Origin of the sequence: Streptomyces sp. R302 (genome assembly GCF_012927245.1) — a bacterium.
In the GTDB taxonomy this organism is placed as follows: Bacteria; Actinomycetota; Actinomycetes; order Streptomycetales; family Streptomycetaceae; genus Streptomyces.
Genome location: NZ_JABBGE010000003.1, coordinates 435083 through 450996, shown reverse-complemented (window position 1 = coordinate 450996; position 15914 = coordinate 435083). Strand labels below are relative to the sequence as shown.

At 68.5% G+C, this 15914-nt stretch carries 15 protein-coding genes, 3 tRNA genes and 1 pseudogene; 3 read left to right on the top strand and 16 right to left on the bottom strand.

The window, feature by feature from the left end:
• Positions 1-91 precede the first annotated feature (91 nt).
• The 9 genes from rpoB to HHL19_RS11680 all read right to left on the bottom strand — a co-directional run bounded on the left by rpoB (position 92) and on the right by HHL19_RS11680 (position 9298).
• Positions 92-3574, bottom strand: coding sequence for a DNA-directed RNA polymerase subunit beta (rpoB, locus tag HHL19_RS11720; protein ID WP_169088417.1), 3483 nt, complete (start codon positions 3572-3574; stop codon positions 92-94).
• Between the two features lie 546 nt (positions 3575-4120).
• Complete coding sequence (gene rplL, locus HHL19_RS11715) at positions 4121-4504, bottom strand: 50S ribosomal protein L7/L12 (RefSeq protein ID WP_169088415.1); 384 nt, start codon at positions 4502-4504, stop codon at positions 4121-4123.
• A 111-nt stretch (positions 4505-4615) separates the two neighbouring features.
• Positions 4616-5146, bottom strand: coding sequence for a 50S ribosomal protein L10 (gene rplJ, locus HHL19_RS11710; protein ID WP_030494216.1), 531 nt, complete (start codon positions 5144-5146; stop codon positions 4616-4618).
• Between the two features lie 248 nt (positions 5147-5394).
• Entirely contained in the window at positions 5395-6309 is a 915-nt protein-coding gene (locus tag HHL19_RS11705; protein ID WP_169088413.1) for a hypothetical protein, read from the bottom strand.
• 161 nt (positions 6310-6470) lie between these two features.
• Positions 6471-7199, bottom strand: a complete 729-nt coding sequence (gene rplA, locus HHL19_RS11700) for a 50S ribosomal protein L1 (protein ID WP_169088411.1) — start codon at positions 7197-7199, stop codon at positions 6471-6473.
• A 107-nt stretch (positions 7200-7306) separates the two neighbouring features.
• On the bottom strand, positions 7307-7741 hold the full coding sequence (rplK, locus tag HHL19_RS11695) for a 50S ribosomal protein L11 (protein ID WP_030494213.1): 435 nt from the start codon (positions 7739-7741) through the stop codon (positions 7307-7309).
• 159 nt (positions 7742-7900) lie between these two features.
• A complete protein-coding gene (nusG, locus tag HHL19_RS11690) occupies positions 7901-8791 on the bottom strand; it encodes a transcription termination/antitermination protein NusG (protein WP_169088409.1) in 891 nt (296 codons plus the stop codon).
• Positions 8792-8835: 44 nt separating this feature from the next.
• A complete protein-coding gene (secE, locus tag HHL19_RS11685) occupies positions 8836-9120 on the bottom strand; it encodes a preprotein translocase subunit SecE (protein ID WP_169088407.1) in 285 nt (94 codons plus the stop codon).
• 105 nt (positions 9121-9225) lie between these two features.
• A tRNA-Trp gene (locus HHL19_RS11680) sits at positions 9226-9298 on the bottom strand.
• Positions 9299-9501: 203 nt separating this feature from the next.
• Here HHL19_RS11680 and HHL19_RS11675 point away from each other — a divergent pair.
• Both HHL19_RS11675 and HHL19_RS11670 read left to right on the top strand, forming a co-directional pair.
• Positions 9502-10728 (top strand): pyridoxal phosphate-dependent aminotransferase, encoded by a 1227-nt coding sequence (locus HHL19_RS11675; RefSeq protein WP_169088405.1) that lies wholly within the window; start codon positions 9502-9504, stop codon positions 10726-10728.
• A gap of 120 nt (positions 10729-10848) precedes the next feature.
• Positions 10849-11868, top strand: coding sequence for an adenosine deaminase (locus HHL19_RS11670; RefSeq protein WP_169088403.1), 1020 nt, complete (start codon positions 10849-10851; stop codon positions 11866-11868).
• On the opposite strand, the gene HHL19_RS11665 is transcribed toward HHL19_RS11670, so the two are convergent.
• A complete protein-coding gene (locus tag HHL19_RS11665; protein ID WP_169088401.1) occupies positions 11861-12457 on the bottom strand; it encodes a TetR/AcrR family transcriptional regulator in 597 nt (198 codons plus the stop codon). The genes HHL19_RS11670 and HHL19_RS11665 overlap by 8 nt on opposite strands.
• Before the next feature lie 88 nt (positions 12458-12545).
• On the opposite strand from HHL19_RS11665, the gene HHL19_RS11660 reads away from it, so the two are divergent.
• Positions 12546-13184: an NAD(P)H-binding protein gene (locus HHL19_RS11660; protein ID WP_169088399.1), complete on the top strand. Its 639-nt coding sequence runs from the start codon at positions 12546-12548 to the stop codon at positions 13182-13184.
• A gap of 169 nt (positions 13185-13353) precedes the next feature.
• Here the strand turns inward: HHL19_RS11660 and HHL19_RS11655 are convergent.
• The 6 genes and pseudogenes from HHL19_RS11655 to HHL19_RS11630 all read right to left on the bottom strand — a co-directional run.
• Positions 13354-14427 (bottom strand): annotated as a pseudogene (locus HHL19_RS11655) (UDP-N-acetylmuramate dehydrogenase); the annotation flags it as partial.
• Positions 14428-14467: 40 nt separating this feature from the next.
• Positions 14468-14896 (bottom strand): MaoC family dehydratase, encoded by a 429-nt coding sequence (locus HHL19_RS11650; protein WP_169088395.1) that lies wholly within the window; start codon positions 14894-14896, stop codon positions 14468-14470.
• A 2-nt stretch (positions 14897-14898) separates the two neighbouring features.
• Positions 14899-15351, bottom strand: a complete 453-nt coding sequence (locus HHL19_RS11645) for a MaoC family dehydratase N-terminal domain-containing protein (RefSeq protein ID WP_169088393.1) — start codon at positions 15349-15351, stop codon at positions 14899-14901.
• An 88-nt stretch (positions 15352-15439) separates the two neighbouring features.
• Positions 15440-15604 carry a 50S ribosomal protein L33 gene (gene rpmG / locus HHL19_RS11640; RefSeq protein ID WP_003956487.1) on the bottom strand — a complete coding sequence of 55 codons (165 nt, stop codon included), beginning with the start codon at positions 15602-15604 and terminating at the stop codon, positions 15440-15442.
• Between the two features lie 117 nt (positions 15605-15721).
• Positions 15722-15794, bottom strand: a tRNA-Met gene (locus HHL19_RS11635).
• Between the two features lie 44 nt (positions 15795-15838).
• A tRNA-Thr gene (locus HHL19_RS11630) sits at positions 15839-15911 on the bottom strand.
• Positions 15912-15914: the final 3 nt, after the last annotated feature.

Here is a 15914-nt window from a genome sequence, read left to right as displayed (position 1 = left end):
CAATCCCTCTCAGGGTTGTAAGGCTGTGGGGTCTGATACGGGGGTCCTGGGGCCGGCGGGCCTTGATCGCTCAAGGCCCGCCGGACTCCCGTCAGACCTCTTCGACGCTGCTCGGCTCGCGCCGGGACAGGTCGATGCCGAGCTCCTCCGCTGCGCGGAAGACGTCCTCGTCGGTGTCGCGCATCTCGATGGACATGCCGTCCGAGGACAGCACCTCCACGTTGAGGCACAGGGACTGCATCTCCTTGATGAGCACCTTGAAGGACTCGGGGATGCCGGGCTCAGGGATGTTCTCGCCCTTGACGATGGCCTCGTAGACCTTCACGCGGCCGGTCACGTCGTCGGACTTGATCGTCAGCAGCTCCTGGAGGGCGTACGCGGCGCCGTAAGCCTCCAGCGCCCACACCTCCATCTCACCGAAGCGCTGGCCACCGAACTGGGCCTTACCACCCAGCGGCTGCTGGGTGATCATCGAGTACGGGCCGGTCGACCGGGCGTGCAGCTTGTCGTCGACCAGGTGGTGGAGCTTGAGGATGTACATGTACCCGACCGAGATCGGGTCCGGGAACGGCTCGCCGGAGCGGCCGTCGAACAGGCGCGCCTTACCGGTCGGGAGCACCATGCGCTCGCCGTCGCGGTTCGGGATGGTGTGCTGGAGCAGACCGGCGAGCTCGTCCTCGCGGGCACCGTCGAAGACCGGGGTCGCGACGTTGGTGCCGGGGGCGACCTGGTCGGCGCCGATGGCCTGGAGGCGCTGCGCCCACTCGTCCGCGAGGCCGGAGACGTCCCAGCCGCGGCTGGCGAGCCAGCCGAGGTGGATCTCCAGGACCTGTCCCGGGTTCATTCGGGACGGGACACCCAGCGGGTTGAGGATGATGTCGACCGGGGTGCCGTCCTCCAGGAAGGGCATGTCCTCGATCGGGAGGATCTTGGAGATGACACCCTTGTTGCCGTGGCGGCCGGCGAGCTTGTCACCGTCGGTGATCTTGCGCTTCTGGGCGACGTAGACGCGGACCAGCTGGTTCACGCCCGGGGGAAGCTCGTCCCCCTCCTCGCGGTCGAAGACGCGGACACCGATGATCTTGCCGGTCTCGCCGTGCGGGACCTTCAGGGAGGTGTCGCGGACCTCGCGGGCCTTCTCACCGAAGATCGCGCGGAGCAGGCGCTCCTCCGGGGTCAGCTCGGTCTCGCCCTTGGGCGTGACCTTGCCGACCAGGATGTCGCCGGCGACGACCTCGGCACCGATGCGGATGATGCCGCGCTCGTCGAGGTCGGCGAGGACCTCCTCGGAGACGTTCGGGATGTCCCGGGTGATCTCCTCGGGGCCGAGCTTGGTGTCACGGGCGTCGACCTCGTGCTCCTCGATGTGGATCGAGGAGAGGACGTCGTCCTGCACGAGGCGCTGCGACAGGATGATCGCGTCCTCGTAGTTGTGGCCCTCCCACGGCATGAACGCCACGAGGAGGTTCTTGCCGAGCGCCATCTCGCCGTCTTCGGTGGCGGGACCGTCGGCGAGGACCTGGCCCTCGATGACGTGGTCACCCTCGGCGACGACGACCTTCTGGTTGACGGAGGTGCCCTGGTTCGACCGGGAGAACTTGTGCAGGCGGTACGTGTTGTACGTGCCGTCGTCGTTGGCGACCGTGATGTAGTCGGCCGACAGCTCCTGGACGACACCGGCCTTCTCGGCCTTGAGGACGTCGCCGGCGTCGGTGGCACAGCGGTACTCCATGCCGGTGCCGACGAGCGGGGCCTCCGCCTTGATGAGCGGGACGGCCTGGCGCATCATGTTCGCGCCCATGAGGGCACGGTTGGCGTCGTCGTGCTCGAGGAAGGGGATCATGGCGGTCGCGACCGACACCATCTGGCGCGGCGAGACGTCCATGTAGTCCACGTCCGACGGCTCGACGTAGTCGACCTCGCCGCCACGCTTGCGGACCAGGACGCGCGGTTCGGTGAACTGCAGGTCGTCGTTGAGCGCGGCGTTGGCCTGCGCGATGACGAACCGGTCCTCCTCGTCGGCGGTGACGTAGTCGACCTCGTCGGTGACCTGGCCGTCGACGACCTTGCGGTACGGCGTCTCGATGAAGCCGAACGCGTTGACGCGGCCGTACGAGGCGAGCGAACCGATCAGACCGATGTTCGGGCCTTCGGGGGTCTCGATCGGGCACATGCGTCCGTAGTGGGACGGGTGCACGTCTCGGACCTCGAAGCCGGCCCGCTCACGGGAGAGACCACCCGGGCCGAGCGCGGACAGACGACGCTTGTGCGTCAGCCCGGACAGCGGGTTGTTCTGGTCCATGAACTGGGACAGCTGGCTGGTGCCGAAGAACTCCTTGATGGAGGCGACGACCGGCCGGATGTTGATCAGGGTCTGCGGCGTGATCGCCTCGACGTCCTGGGTGGTCATGCGCTCGCGGACGACGCGCTCCATACGAGCCAGACCCGTGCGGACCTGGTTCTGGATGAGCTCGCCGACGTTGCGCAGACGACGGTTGCCGAAGTGGTCGATGTCGTCGGTCTCGACGACGATCTCGCTGCCGTTCTCACCGATCGTCTCGGTCTCGCCCGCGTGGAGCTTCACGAGGTACTTGATCGTGGCGATGATGTCGTCGGTGGTGAGGATGCCGGCGTCGAGCGGCTCGTCGGCGCCGAGCTTCTTGTTCACCTTGTAGCGGCCGACCTTCGCGAGGTCGTAGCGCTTCGGGTTGAAGTAGAGGTTCTCGAGCAGCGTCTGAGCGGCCTCGCGGGTCGGCGGCTCGCCCGGACGCAGCTTGCGGTAGATGTCGAGCAGCGCGTCGTCCTGGCCCTGGGTGTGGTCCTTCTCCAGGGTGGCGCGCATGGACTCGTACTCGCCGAACTCCTGGAGGATCTGCTCGGTGGTCCAGCCGAGAGCCTTGAGGAGGACGGTGACGGACTGCTTGCGCTTGCGGTCGATGCGGACACCGACGAGGTCGCGCTTGTCGATCTCCATCTCCAGCCAGGCACCCCGGGACGGGATGATCTTGGCGGAGAAGATGTCCTTGTCGGACGTCTTGTCGATGGAGGAGTCGAAGTAGACGCCCGGCGAGCGGACGAGCTGCGAGACGACGACACGCTCGGTGCCGTTGATGACGAAGGTGCCCTTGTTCGTCATGAGCGGGAAGTCGCCCATGAAGACCGTCTGGGACTTGATCTCGCCGGTCTCGTTGTTGGTGAACTCGGCGGTGACGAAGAGCGGGGCGCCGTACGTGAAGTCACGGTCCTTGCACTCGTCGATGGAGTTCTTCGGAGGCTCGAAGCGGTGGTCGCGGAAGGTCAGCGACATCGACCCGGAGAAGTCCTCGATCGGAGAGATCTCCTCGAAGATCTCCTCCAGACCGGACTTCGTGGGGACGTCCTGTCCCGACTCGAGGGCAGCCTCGACGCGAGCCTTCCAGGCGGCGTTGCCGAGCAGCCAGTCGAAGCTCTCGGTCTGCAGCGCGAGGAGGTTCGGAACCTCGAGGGGCTCCTTGATCTTTGCGAAGGAGATGCGCAGCGGGGCGGTGCTGGCGGCGTTGTTCATGTTGTTCGAGGCGTTGCGCGAGGCGGCCAAGAGGGGGTCCTTCCGAGGGCTCGGACTCACTACGCGCGTACCGGTCCCCAGCAACGCTTCACGGCAGACGTTTCCTGAATTGACCAAATGGCCAGGTCAGACGGGGTCGGTCCACGAAGCTGATGCGAAGGTATGCCCCTGGTGACGGGCAGGGGGCAGCTAACAGGCAGCGCAAAGGGACAGTGTAGCCACTTGGCCCACTGATGTCCAGGGCGACTTCCTCGCGACCCTCGTTGCTCTCAACTCCGCGGTACTCGCGCCGTGCGGCGCACCTCGATACTGCCCGTTCGGTCGTCGATCCATGCCTCGGAAACGGATCGTTGTGACGACGCGTCCTGAGAATTGCGCGCGGCGTGCCGTTCGTCAAGGCCCCCGCCCCTGGGCGGCGCACGGCGAAGATCACCATACTCCGCTTCCGGGGGCCCCGAGGACCCCCGCCACGCGGGTCCCGGGAACGCCGAAAGGCGACCACCCAGATGGATGATCGCCTGTCGGTGCCTCCGCGTTACACGGGGGCGGGAGTCAGCTCAGCGAGCCGAAACGGCCTTACTTGACCGTGACGGTGGCGCCGGCGCCCTTGAGGGCCTCGGCGGCCTTCTCGGCGGCGTCCTTCGCGACCTTCTCGAGGACCGGCTTCGGGGTGCCGTCGACGAGGTCCTTGGCCTCCTTGAGGCCCAGGGAGGTGAGCTCGCGCACGACCTTGATGACCTGGATCTTCTTGTCGCCGGCACCCTCGAGGATGACGTCGAACTCGTCCTGCTCGGCCTCGGCCTCGGCCGGGGCACCAGCGGCGGCCGGGCCGGCGACGGCGACGGCGGCAGCGGCGGTGACGTCGAACTTCTCCTCGAAGGCCTTCACGAACTCGGAGAGCTCGATGAGGGTCATCTCCTCGAACTGGGCGAGGAGGTCGTCCTGAGAGAGCTTCGCCATGATGGGCGATCCTTCCACTAATTCGGCAGGTGCCGGTTGTATAGAGAGGCGGGCGTAACGGCCCGCTGCGATCCGTGCACGAGAGTGGCGCGGATCAATGCGCGAGCCGAATTACTCGGCACCGCCCTGCTCGGCCTGCTTGGCACGGAGCGCGTCCACGGTGCGGACGAGCTTCGACGGCAGAGCCTGGAAGAGCTGAGCAGCCTGAGACTGCTTGCCCTTGAAGGCGCCGGCCAGCTTGCTGAGCAGAACCTCGCGGGACTCGAGGTCCGCAAGCTTCTTGATGTCGTCGGCGGAGAGAGCCTTACCGTCAAGGACACCGGCCTTGATGATGAGGTTCGGGTTCTCCTTGGCGAAGTCACGCAGGGCCTTCGCCGACTCCACCGGGTCACCGGTGACGAAGGCGACCGCGGTCGGACCAGCGAAGTGCTCGTCCAGTGCGGTGATCCCGGCCTCGTTGGCCGCAATCTTGGTCAGCGTGTTCTTCACCACGGCGTACTGGGCGTTCTCACCGAGGGAACGACGCAGCGTCTTGAGCTGCGCCACGGTGAGACCCCGGTACTCGGTCAGCACGGCGGCGTTGGAGCTGCGGAACTGGTCCGTGAGCTCGGCCACCGATGCAGCCTTGTTGGGCGTCGGCATAGTGCGTTCGCCTCCTTCCGGGTGATGAGGACCGCTCAGAAGGGGCTGAACAAACGAAAACGCCCCGGGCGCAGGCGCACGGGGCAAAGCTCGACCGGATGAAACACCCGGGAACTCTCCACAGTCACCTGCGCGGGTCGTCCGTCGTCAACGGATCCTTCGGCCACCGCACCCGGTAAGGGCACAGCAACGACCAGCGGTCTTTGGCTTCTGTGGAAGAGTACGTGATGGCTCGGGCCAGGGGCAAATCAGCCCTGGGCGCCCGCGCCCTCGCCGGCACCGGCCTCCTGGAGCATCTTGAAGAGGTCGACGGTCTCGCTCGCCGGCGGGGCCTGGACGGCGGCCTTGGTGCCGTAGTCGCTGTAGTCGGCGCGGATCTGCACGGTGCCCTCGGCCATCTCCATGCCGATGTCCATGCGGGCCGGGTAGCCGTCCTTGTTGACCCAGACCTCGGTGTCGTAGCCCTTGAGGCCGGTCTTCTTCACGTTCTCGATGAGCTTGTCGTGCTCCTCCTTGGAGAGGAGCTTCGAGGACTCGTTCGCCGCGAGCATCTGCTCGAAGGTGAGCGTGCCCTTGTAGTGCTCGGTCTCCATGCCGTTGACCTTCTCGGCACCGACGTGCTTGAGGTCCGGGGAGTCGATGAGCAGGGCCAGCTGCTGGGCCGGGTCCTGGTTCATGTTGTCCAGGCCGCCGGTCATCTGCTTCTGGAGGGCCTTGTCGCCGGAGGCCTCCGCCGCCGCCTTCATGTCCAGCTTCATCCAGCGCTTGCCGTCCATCTCGGCGGCCTGCTTCTCGCCCATGTCCATGTACATGACGTTGTCGAGCATGACCATGCGCATCTGCTCGGGCGCCTCGGGGTTGCCCGCGCTCAGCATGGAGCCCTTCATGGTGATGTCCATCGACGCGGGGGCCCAGCCCTGGACGCCGGTCATCTCCATGGTGCCGGACTCGGCACCGACGCCCTTGATGCTCATGGTCATCGTGACCTTGGCCGCCTTCGCCGCCGAGGTCTTCTCGTACGCCGCCGTCAGGGCCTGCAGCGGGTCGCCGAGGGCCTCGCCGACCGCCTTCGCGTCCCCGTCGTTGCAGCCGGCCAGGCCCGCGACGAGAGCCGCCGCGGAGAGGGTCGCGACGCCCGCGCGCTTCCAGGTGGACTTGCTCATAGGTGTTCCCCACCCCTTGATCTTCGGATCATCGTCTTTGCGTTCTCTTGAACCGTATCCGACGGCCACGACAGAAGGAGACGCAAATAAAGCCGCCCCCCGTTCCTCCGGAGAGGAACGGGGGGCGGCTTCAGGACTGACTGCTACCGAGCCGGAAGGGCTCAGACCGCGGCCGGGTCCTCCTCGACGAGGAGGTTGCGGGTGCGGTTGCCGTCGACCGGGATGCCGGGGCCCATCGTGGTGCTGATGGCGGCCTTCTTGATGTAGCGGCCCTTGGCGGCGGACGGCTTCAGACGGAGGATCTCCTCCAGGGCCGCGCCGTAGTTCTCCACCAGCTGCGTGTCGTCGAAGGACGTCTTGCCGATGATGAAGTGCAGGTTCGAGTGCTTGTCGACGCGGAACTCGATCTTGCCGCCCTTGATGTCGTTGACAGCCTTGGCGACATCGGGGGTCACGGTGCCGGTCTTCGGGTTCGGCATGAGACCACGCGGACCGAGCACGCGGCCGAGGCGGCCGACCTTGCCCATGAGGTCCGGGGTGGCGACCACGGCGTCGAACTCGTTCAGGCGCTGGCCCTTGGCGATCTCGTCGATCAGCTCGTCGGAGCCGACGATGTCGGCGCCCGCGGCGACCGCGGCCTCGGCACGCTCACCGGTCGCGAAGACCAGGACCCGGGCGGTCTTGCCGGTGCCGTGCGGAAGGTTCACGGTGCCACGGACCATCTGGTCGGCCTTGCGCGGGTCGACGCCCAGACGGAAGGCCACCTCGACGGTGCCGTCGAACTTGGTGGTGGAGGTCTCCTTGGCAAGGCGGACGGCCTCGAGGGGAGCGTAGAGCTTCTCCCGGTCGATCTTGGCGTCGGCAGCCCGGAGGGACTTGCTGCGCTTCACTTCTGCTCCTGGTTACGTTTTCACCATGCGGCTTCGCCGCGTGGCGGGTGTGGAGTCGTGGTGCGGACCAGCGCTTGGCCCTACCACTGAGGTCACGAGGGGGGTGATCAGCCCTCGACCGTGATGCCCATGGAACGGGCGGTGCCGGCGATGATCTTCGACGCGGCGTCCAGGTCGTTCGCGTTGAGGTCGGGCATCTTCGTGGTGGCGATCTCGCGGACCTGCGCCTCGGTGATCTTGGCGACCTTGGTCTTGTGCGGCTCGCCGGAGCCCTTCTCCACGCCCGCGGCCTTGAGGATCATCTTGGCGGCCGGCGGAGTCTTGGTGATGAAGGTGAAGGAACGGTCCTCGTAGACCGTGATCTCCACCGGGATCACCCAGCCACGCTGCGACTCGGTCGCGGCGTTGTAGGCCTTGCAGAACTCCATGATGTTGACGCCGTGCTGACCGAGCGCGGGGCCGACCGGCGGGGCCGGGTTGGCCGCACCGGCGTTGATCTGGAGCTTGATAAGCCCCGTGACCTTCTTCTTCTTGGGAGGCATTGCTCTCTCCGGGTCCTAGTGAGAGTTTTCAGCCGATCCATCCGGTCATCCGGATGGAGGCATACCGCACAACGATAACGGGTATGGCTGCGCGTCCAAAAACCGAGCAGGTCAGAGGGGCTGTAGCAGCCCCTCTGACCTGTCCGGAAACTTGTGTCGTCAGTTCTTCTGGATCTGGTCGAAGCTGAGCTCGACCGGGGTCTCGCGACCGAAGATCTCGACGAGGCCCTTGACCTTCTTCGAGTCCGGGTTGATCTCGTTGATCGTGGCCTGGAGGGTGGCGAAGGGGCCGTCGGTGACGGTGACCGAGTCGCCGACCTCGAAGTCCAGGACCTGGACCTCCAGCTTGCGGGCCGGAGCCGGCTTGCCCTCGGCCTCGGCGGCCTCGCGGGCGGCCTTCTCCTCGGCCTCCGGGGCGAGCATCTTGACGATCTCGTCCAGGGTCAGCGGGTACGGGTCGTAGGCGTTGCCCACGAAGCCGGTGACGCCGGGCGTGTTGCGGACGACGCCCCAGGACTCGTTCGTCAGGTCCATGCGGACGAGGACGTAGCCGGGGAGCTTGTTCTGCTTGACGTTCTTCCGCTCGCCGCCCTTGATCTGGACGATCTCTTCCTCGGGCACCTCGGCCTGGTAGATGAAGTCCTCGACGTTGAGCGAGACGGCGCGCTGCTCCAGGTTGGCCTTCACGCGCTTCTCGTAGCCCGCGTAGGTGTGGATGACGTACCACTCGCCGGGCAGGGTGCGCAGCTCCTCGCGGAGGGCGGCGACGGGGTCGACCGGGGCGGCCGGCTCGGCCTCCTCCTCGGTCTCGACCTCGGCCTCGACGTCGTCGGCCTCGGCCTCGTCGTCCTCGGAGTCGTCGGTGTCCTCGTCGGCGGACTCCTCGTCCGCTTCCTCGGTGTCGTCCGCGTCGTCCGCGTCCTCGACGTCGCCCGCCGCGGCGTCCGCAGCCTCGTCCAGGTCCTCGTCCTCGTCGGCGGCCTCGACGATGTCCAGCTCGTCCTCGACGGACTCGGACTCGAAGGCGTCGTTCAGGTTCGCGTCAGACACGGTGGCTGCTTCTTCCTGCGATACAGATGGGGTGGAACAAAAAGTCAGCCGAAGACGTACTTGACTGCTTCCTGGAAGCCAAAGTCAATCACGGTCACCAGGCCGATCATCACGACCACGAAGATGATGACGACCGTGGTGTACGAGGTGAGCTGACTACGCGTCGGCCAGACGACCTTGCGGAGCTCGGCGATGATCTGCCGGTAGAAGACGGCGAGACGGCCCAGGGGGCCCTTCTTCCCGCGCTTGCCGCCCTTGCGGCCCTTCTTCTTCGACTCGGACGCGTCTTCGGCATCAGGCATGTCGATGGAGCCAACGGCGTCCGTCACGATCTCTCACCTGAATTCCGGGTCGTGGCCGTGCCGCGCCCGGGTGGAGCCGCACGACAATGCAATGAAGACGTACATGCGCACACAGCCTGGCGGTGTGTGTAGCAGGGCCGGAGGGACTTGAACCCCCAACCGCCGGTTTTGGAGACCGGTGCTCTACCAATTGAGCTACGACCCTTTGCGGTGTCCCCCAACCTACCCCATGTGTGACGGGGCGGCTGCGGGCCAACGAGGAGTGAGTGTACGTGGTCTTGGGGCCTCACGTCGAACAGGAACCGCGCCGACCTGCCCGAGGGCCGTTCCGCGACCGGTATCGACCGCTCCTGTCCGCTCCCTGAAACCTGTGTGCCGGGCCGGGAAACGGTCTGGGACGATGGCCGCATGAGCGCTCCTACCCCTCCCACCGAGCGTCGGGTCTCCGCCCGGATCGGTGCGATCTCCGAGTCCGCCACTCTCGCCGTCGACGCCAAGGCCAAGGCCCTCAAGGCCGCCGGGCGCCCGGTGATCGGTTTCGGCGCCGGAGAGCCCGACTTCCCGACCCCGGACTACATCGTCGACGCGGCCGTCGAGGCCTGCAAGAACCCGAAGTTCCACCGCTACACGCCGGCCGGCGGCCTGCCCGAGCTGAAGGCCGCGATCGCCGCCAAGACGCTCCGCGACTCCGGCTACGAGGTGGACGCCTCCCAGGTCCTGGTGACCAACGGCGGCAAGCAGGCGATCTACGAGGCGTTCGCCGCGATCCTCGACCCGGGCGACGAGGTCATCGTCCCGGCGCCGTACTGGACCACCTACCCGGAGTCGATCCGCCTCGCCGGCGGCGTCCCGGTGGAGGTCGTCGCCGACGAGACCACCGGCTACCGCGTCTCGGTGGAGCAGCTGGAGGCGGCCCGCACGGAGAAGACGAAGGTCGTCCTCTTCGTCTCCCCGTCGAACCCGACCGGCGCCGTCTACAGCGAGGCCGAGACCGAGGCGATCGGCCGCTGGGCCGTCGAGCACGGCCTGTGGGTCCTCACCGACGAGATCTACGAGCACCTGGTGTACGGCGGCGCCACCGCCGCCTCGCTGCCGGCCGTCCTGCCGGAGCTGCGCGACAAGTGCATCGTCGTCAACGGCGTCGCCAAGACGTACGCCATGACGGGCTGGCGCGTGGGGTGGATCATCGGCCCGAAGGACGTCGTGAAGGCCGCGACCAACCTCCAGTCGCACGCCACCTCCAACGTCTCCAACGTGGCCCAGATCGCCGCGCTCGCCGCCGTCTCCGGGAACCTGGACGCGGTCGAGAAGATGGGCCGGGCCTTCGACCGCCGCCGCCAGACCATCGTGCGGATGCTCAACGAGATCGAGGGCGTCGTCTGCCCGACCCCGGAGGGCGCGTTCTACGTGTACCCCTCGGTGAAGGCCCTGCTCGGCAAGGAGATCCGCGGCAAGCGCCCGCAGAGCTCCGTCGAGCTGGCCGCGCTGATCCTGGACGAGGCCGAGGTCGCGGTCGTCCCGGGCGAGGCCTTCGGCACCCCCGGCTACCTGCGCCTGTCGTACGCGCTCGGTGACGAGGACCTGGTCGAGGGCGTGTCCCGGATGCAGAAGCTGCTGGCGGAAGCCCGCGACTGATCCGGTGAGTCCTGAGGCGGGCCCCGACTCCTCCGAGTCGGGGCCCGTTCTTGCGTTCGGTCGGGTATCGATCGGGGAATCGCCGTGCATACCGCCATTCGGGTAAGGCAGGATCGGCCAATGGAGCACCCCCGCGATCTCACCCAGCTGCCCAAGGCCCATCTGCACCTGCACTTCACCGGTTCGATGCGGCCCTCGACCCTCCTCGAACTGGCCGACAAGTACGGGGTGCACCTCCCGGAGGCGCTGAAGGGCGGGACGCCTCCGCAGCTGCGGGCGACCGACGAGCGCGGCTGGTTCCGCTTCCAGCGCCTGTACGACATCGCCCGCTCCTGCCTGCGCGCCCCCGAGGACATCCAGCGGCTGGTGCGGGAGGCGGCGCAGGAGGACGTCCGGGACGGTTCGGGATGGCTGGAGATCCAGGTCGACCCGACCTCGTACGCGCCGCACCTGGGCGGCCTCATCCCGGCCCTGGAGATCATCCTGGACGCGGTCGACGCGGCCTCCCGGGAGACCGGCCTCGGGATGCGGGTCCTGGTCGCGGCGAACCGCATGAAGCACCCCCTGGAGGCCCGCACGCTGGCCCGCCTCGCGGTGCGGTACGCGGACCGGGGCGTGGTCGGCTTCGGGCTCTCCAACGACGAGCGCCGGGGCATGGCCCGCGACTTCGACCGGGCCTTCGCCATCGCCCGCGAGGGCGGCCTCCTGGCGGCCCCGCACGGCGGCGAGCTGACCGGCCCCTCCTCCGTCCGCGACTGCCTGGACGACCTGCGGGCGTCCCGCGTCGGCCACGGCGTCCGCGCGGCGGAGGACGAGCGCCTGCTCCGCAAGCTCGCCGAGCGGGGCGTGACCTGCGAGGTCTGCCCGGCCTCGAACGTGGCCCTGGGCGTCTACGAGAAGCACGAGGATGTCCCCCTGCGCACCCTCTTCGAGGCGGGCGTCCCGCTGGCCCTGGGCGCCGACGACCCCCTCCTCTTCGGCTCCCGCCTGGCCGCCCAGTACGAACTCGCCCGCCGCCACCACGGCTTCACGGACCCGGAGCTCGCCGAACTGGCCCGCCAGTCGATCCGCGGCTCGGCAGCCCCGGAGGACGTCCGGAAATCGCTCCTGGCGGGGATCGACGACTGGCTGGCTAGCTGAGCCCCCGCATCAGGGTGCGGGCGATCGCGCGCGCGAAGTCGTCGAGGGCCGGGGACTCCTCGCCCTCCGGCAGCGCGTCGTAGGCGAAGGCCCGCTGGACACAGGCTCCGAGGAGGAGCGCGGCGGCGGCCTGCGGGTCGGCGTCGGGTCCGACGCGGCCGTGCCGCTGCTCGGCCCGCAGGTAGGCGGTGAGCCCCTCGACCGGCCGGTGCGGTCCGACACCGAGCTCCCGCATGCCGGCGTCGTGCCGGGCCTTGAGGCGGGGCTCCGCGTACAGCGAGGCGACGATCGGGAAGGTCCGCTCGTAGAAGAGGGCGGCCTGGCGGGCGATCTCGGTCAGGTTCTCCTCGACCGTCCGTCCGCCGGGGTCCACGGCGAGCGCCTCCAGGAGGCCGCCGAGCCGCGGCAGCCGTTCCGTCAGGACGGTGAGGAAGAGCTGCTCCTTGCTGGCGAAGTGCTTGTAGAGCGCGGCCTCCGAGCAGCCCGCCGCCTTGGCGATCTCCTTGGTGGTGGTGCGGGCGAGCCCCACGGTGCCCATGAGGTCGCGCGCGGCGTCGACGATCCGGACCCGGGTCGGCTTCTGTTCCATGCATCCTCCACTCACGCTTGACGCGTAGGTGAGTATCCACCCACCCTGGGGGTGAGTGAGCACTCACTTACCACTCTGGGAGGCTGTCATGAAGCTCACCGTCTTCGGTGCGACCGGGGGTGTCGGCCGGGAGATCGTCCGGCAGGCGCTGGACGCGGGTCACGAGGTGACGGCGGTCGTACGGGACCCCGCGCGGTTCACCGTCACCGGCGAGCGTCTGGAGGTCTTCCGCAGCGACCTCTCCGACGCCGGGGCCCTGCGCGGCGCGGTGGCCGGCCGGGACGCGGTCCTCTCGGGCCTGGGCGCCCGCAACCGCGCGGACGCGGCCTCCGGCATCGCGGCCCGGCTGACGCGGCCGGTGCTCGGCGCGATGGCCGCGGAGGGCGTGCGGCGGCTCGTCGTGGTCAGCGCGGCCCCCGTGGGACCGCCCGCGGAGGGCGACGGCCTGCTCGACAAGGCCGTCCTGGCGATCATCGGCAACGTCCTGAAGGACGTCTACGCCGACCTGCGGGTCATGGAGTCCGAGCTGGCCGCGAGCGCCGCCGACTGGACCTCGGTCCGGCCCCCCAAGCTGACCGGCAAGCCGGTCACCGGCCGCTACCGCACGCTCGTCGGCGGCACCCCGCCCCGGGGCCGCACCCTGGCCCGCGCGGACGTGGCCCACGCGATGCTGGCGGTCCTCGACGACCCGTCGACGGTCCGCCAGGGCGTGGGCGTCGCGTACTAGGGCCTGTCTGACAATTCGCGTCGGATCAGGCCGGGTCGTCCGGTGCGTGCGATCGGCGTGCGGCAGAGGCGCCCTCGTAGCAGAGCTACTTGGGCGTTTCTGCCGTGCGGCGAGCGTGCGTGCCGGGCGGGCCGGACCCGACGGGAATTGTCAGACAGGCCCTCGAGGCCTAGAGCTCGACCCCGACCGTCACCGGCTCGTTGACGAGGGTGACGCCGAAGGCGGCGTGGACGCCGGCGACGACCTCACGGGCGAGGGCCAGGAGGTCCTCCGTGGTGGCCTCGCCCCGGTTCGTCAGGGCGAGGGTGTGCTTGGTGGAGATGCGTGCGGGCCCGGAGCCGTACCCCTTGGTGAAGCCGGCCTTGTCGATGAGCCAGGCGGCGGAGGTCTTGGTGCGGCCCTCGCCGGCCGGGTAGGCGGGCGGGGTGACGTCGGCGCCGAGGCGCTCCGCCACGCGCGTGAGGAAGGCCTCGTACTCCCCCTCCGCGAGGATGGGGTTGGTGAAGAAGGAGCCGGCCGACCAGGTGTCGTGGTCCTCGGGGTCGAGGACCATGCCCTTGCCCGCGCGGAGCTTCAGGACGGTCTCACGCGCGCGTGCGAGCGGGACGCGGTCGCCCGCCTCGACGCCGAGGGCGCGGGCGGTCTCCGGGTACGCGATCGGGGCGGAGAGCCCGTCGGCGTCCTCCAGGTCGAAGCGGACCCGCAGCACGACGTACCGCTCGGGGTGCTCCTTGAAGAGGCTGTGCCGGTACGAGAAGGCGCACTCGGCGTTCGTGAGGGTGACCGTCTTTTCGGCCCGGCGGTCGTAGGCGACGACCTCGCGGATGGTGGCGGAGACGTCCTGCCCGTACGCGCCGACGTTCTGGATCGGGGTGGCGCCGGCCGAGCCGGGGATCCCGGCCAGGCACTCGACGCCGGCGAGTCCGGCCTCCACGGCCCGGGCGACCGCGTCCGTCCAGATCTCGCCCGCGGCGAGCTCCAGGCGGGTCCCGTCGAGGGAGAAGCCGGTGGTGGCGATGTGCAGCGCGGTGCCCTCGAAGCCCTTGTCGCCGATGACCAGGTTGGAGCCGCCGCCGATGACGAGCAGCGGGGTCCCGGCCGCGTCGGCCTCGCGGACCGCGGCGATCACCTCGTCGTCGGTGGTGGCCGTGACGAGCCGGGTGGCGGGGCCGCCGAGCCGGAAGGTGGTCAGGGGGGCGAGGGGGGCGTCCTTGAGCTGCTGCACGGGCTCAAGGGTACGTGCACGCGTGCAAGAGGTACCTGCACGCGAGCACGTACGACCGTCAGGCCAGGCGGACGACCGCGCGGCTCATGCCCAGGACCTTCTGGCCCGCGCTGGTGGCCGTGAGGTCCACCCGCACCTGTCGGTCGTCCAGCTTGGCGGCGACCTTCGCGGAGACCTCGATCACGGCGCCGACGCCGTCGTTCGGGACGACGACGGGCTTGGTGAAGCGGACGCCGTACTCGACGACGGCGGCGGGGTCACCGGCCCAGTCGGTGACGACGCGGATCGCCTCGGCCATGGTGAACATGCCGTGGGCGATGACGTCGGGGAGGCCGACCTCCACCGCGAACTTCTCGTTCCAGTGGATGGGGTTGAAGTCCCCGGAGGCACCGGCGTACCGGACGAGGGTGGCGCGGGTCACGGGGAAGGTCCGCGCGGGCAGCTCGGTGCCGACCTCGACCTCGTCGTAGGCGATCTTCGCGGTCATGGTCAGGCCTCCTCGGGGGCGCGGGAGACGAGCTTGGTCCAGGCGGTGACGACGTGCTCGCCGGTCTCGTCGTGGACCTCGCCGCGGATGTCCAGGATGTCGTTGCCGGCCAGCGACTTGATCGCCTCGATGGTGGAGGTGACCGTGAGGCGGTCGCCGGCCCGGACGGGCCGGGTGTAGGCGAACTTCTGGTCGCCGTGGACGACGCGGCTGTAGTCGAGGCCGAGCTGCGGGTCCTCGATGACCTGGCCGGCGGCCTTGAATGTGATCGCGAACACGAAGGTCGGCGGGGCGATCACATCGGGGTGGCCGAGTTCCTTGGCCGCCTCCGCGTCGGTGTACGCGGGATTCGCGTCACCGATCGCCTCGGCGAATTCGCGGATCTTCTCGCGGCCGACCTCATAGGCCGGGGTGGGCGGATAGGTCCGGCCCACGAAGGACTGGTCGAGTGCCATGGCCTCGATACCTCCTCTGCTGGATCTGGTGCGAAAAACGCCACGAGGCCGCCCCCTGAGAGGGGGGCGGCCTCGTGAACGAGCCTGATTAGCGCGTCTCGCGGTGCGCGGTGTGCGAGTTGCAGCGGGGGCAGTGCTTCTTCATCTCAAGACGGTCCGGGTTGTTACGCCGGTTCTTCTTGGTGATGTAGTTCCGCTCCTTGCACTCCACGCAGGCCAGCGTGATCTTCGGGCGGACGTCGGTGGCAGCCACGTGAGTGCTCCTTGACGGACGGATGGGGATGGGATGGTCTTACCCCCCGAGTCGAAACTAGGGGGACATGAAAGAGTAGCCGATCGCAGGACCGACCCCGCAATCGGCTACTGTGTGTAGCGGTGACCGGACTTGAACCGGTGACACAGCGATTATGAGCCGCTTGCTCTACCGACTGAGCTACACCGCTTTGATGTCGGTCATCCCGCCCGAAGGCGGGATTCCCTTCACCAGAGCCCCAATACGGAATCGAACCGTAGACCTTCTCCTTACCATGGAGACGCTCTGCCGACTGAGCTATTGGGGCGAG

What these genes read in the sequence shown, in the direction of transcription:
- rplL (WP_169088415.1), bottom strand. Translation starts at nt 4,504, where the DNA reads ATGGCGAAGCTCTCTCAGGACGACCTCCTCGCCCAGTTCGAGGAGATG.
- rplJ (WP_030494216.1), bottom strand. Translation starts at nt 5,146, where the DNA reads ATGCCGACGCCCAACAAGGCTGCATCGGTGGCCGAGCTCACGGACCAG.
- HHL19_RS11705 (WP_169088413.1), bottom strand. Translation starts at nt 6,309, where the DNA reads ATGAGCAAGTCCACCTGGAAGCGCGCGGGCGTCGCGACCCTCTCCGCG.
- rplK (WP_030494213.1), bottom strand. Translation starts at nt 7,741, where the DNA reads ATGCCTCCCAAGAAGAAGAAGGTCACGGGGCTTATCAAGCTCCAGATC.
- HHL19_RS11675 (WP_169088405.1), top strand. Translation starts at nt 9,502, where the DNA reads ATGAGCGCTCCTACCCCTCCCACCGAGCGTCGGGTCTCCGCCCGGATC.
- HHL19_RS11670 (WP_169088403.1), top strand. Translation starts at nt 10,849, where the DNA reads ATGGAGCACCCCCGCGATCTCACCCAGCTGCCCAAGGCCCATCTGCAC.
- HHL19_RS11665 (WP_169088401.1), bottom strand. Translation starts at nt 12,457, where the DNA reads ATGGAACAGAAGCCGACCCGGGTCCGGATCGTCGACGCCGCGCGCGAC.
- HHL19_RS11660 (WP_169088399.1), top strand. Translation starts at nt 12,546, where the DNA reads ATGAAGCTCACCGTCTTCGGTGCGACCGGGGGTGTCGGCCGGGAGATC.
- HHL19_RS11650 (WP_169088395.1), bottom strand. Translation starts at nt 14,896, where the DNA reads ATGACCGCGAAGATCGCCTACGACGAGGTCGAGGTCGGCACCGAGCTG.
- HHL19_RS11645 (WP_169088393.1), bottom strand. Translation starts at nt 15,351, where the DNA reads ATGGCACTCGACCAGTCCTTCGTGGGCCGGACCTATCCGCCCACCCCG.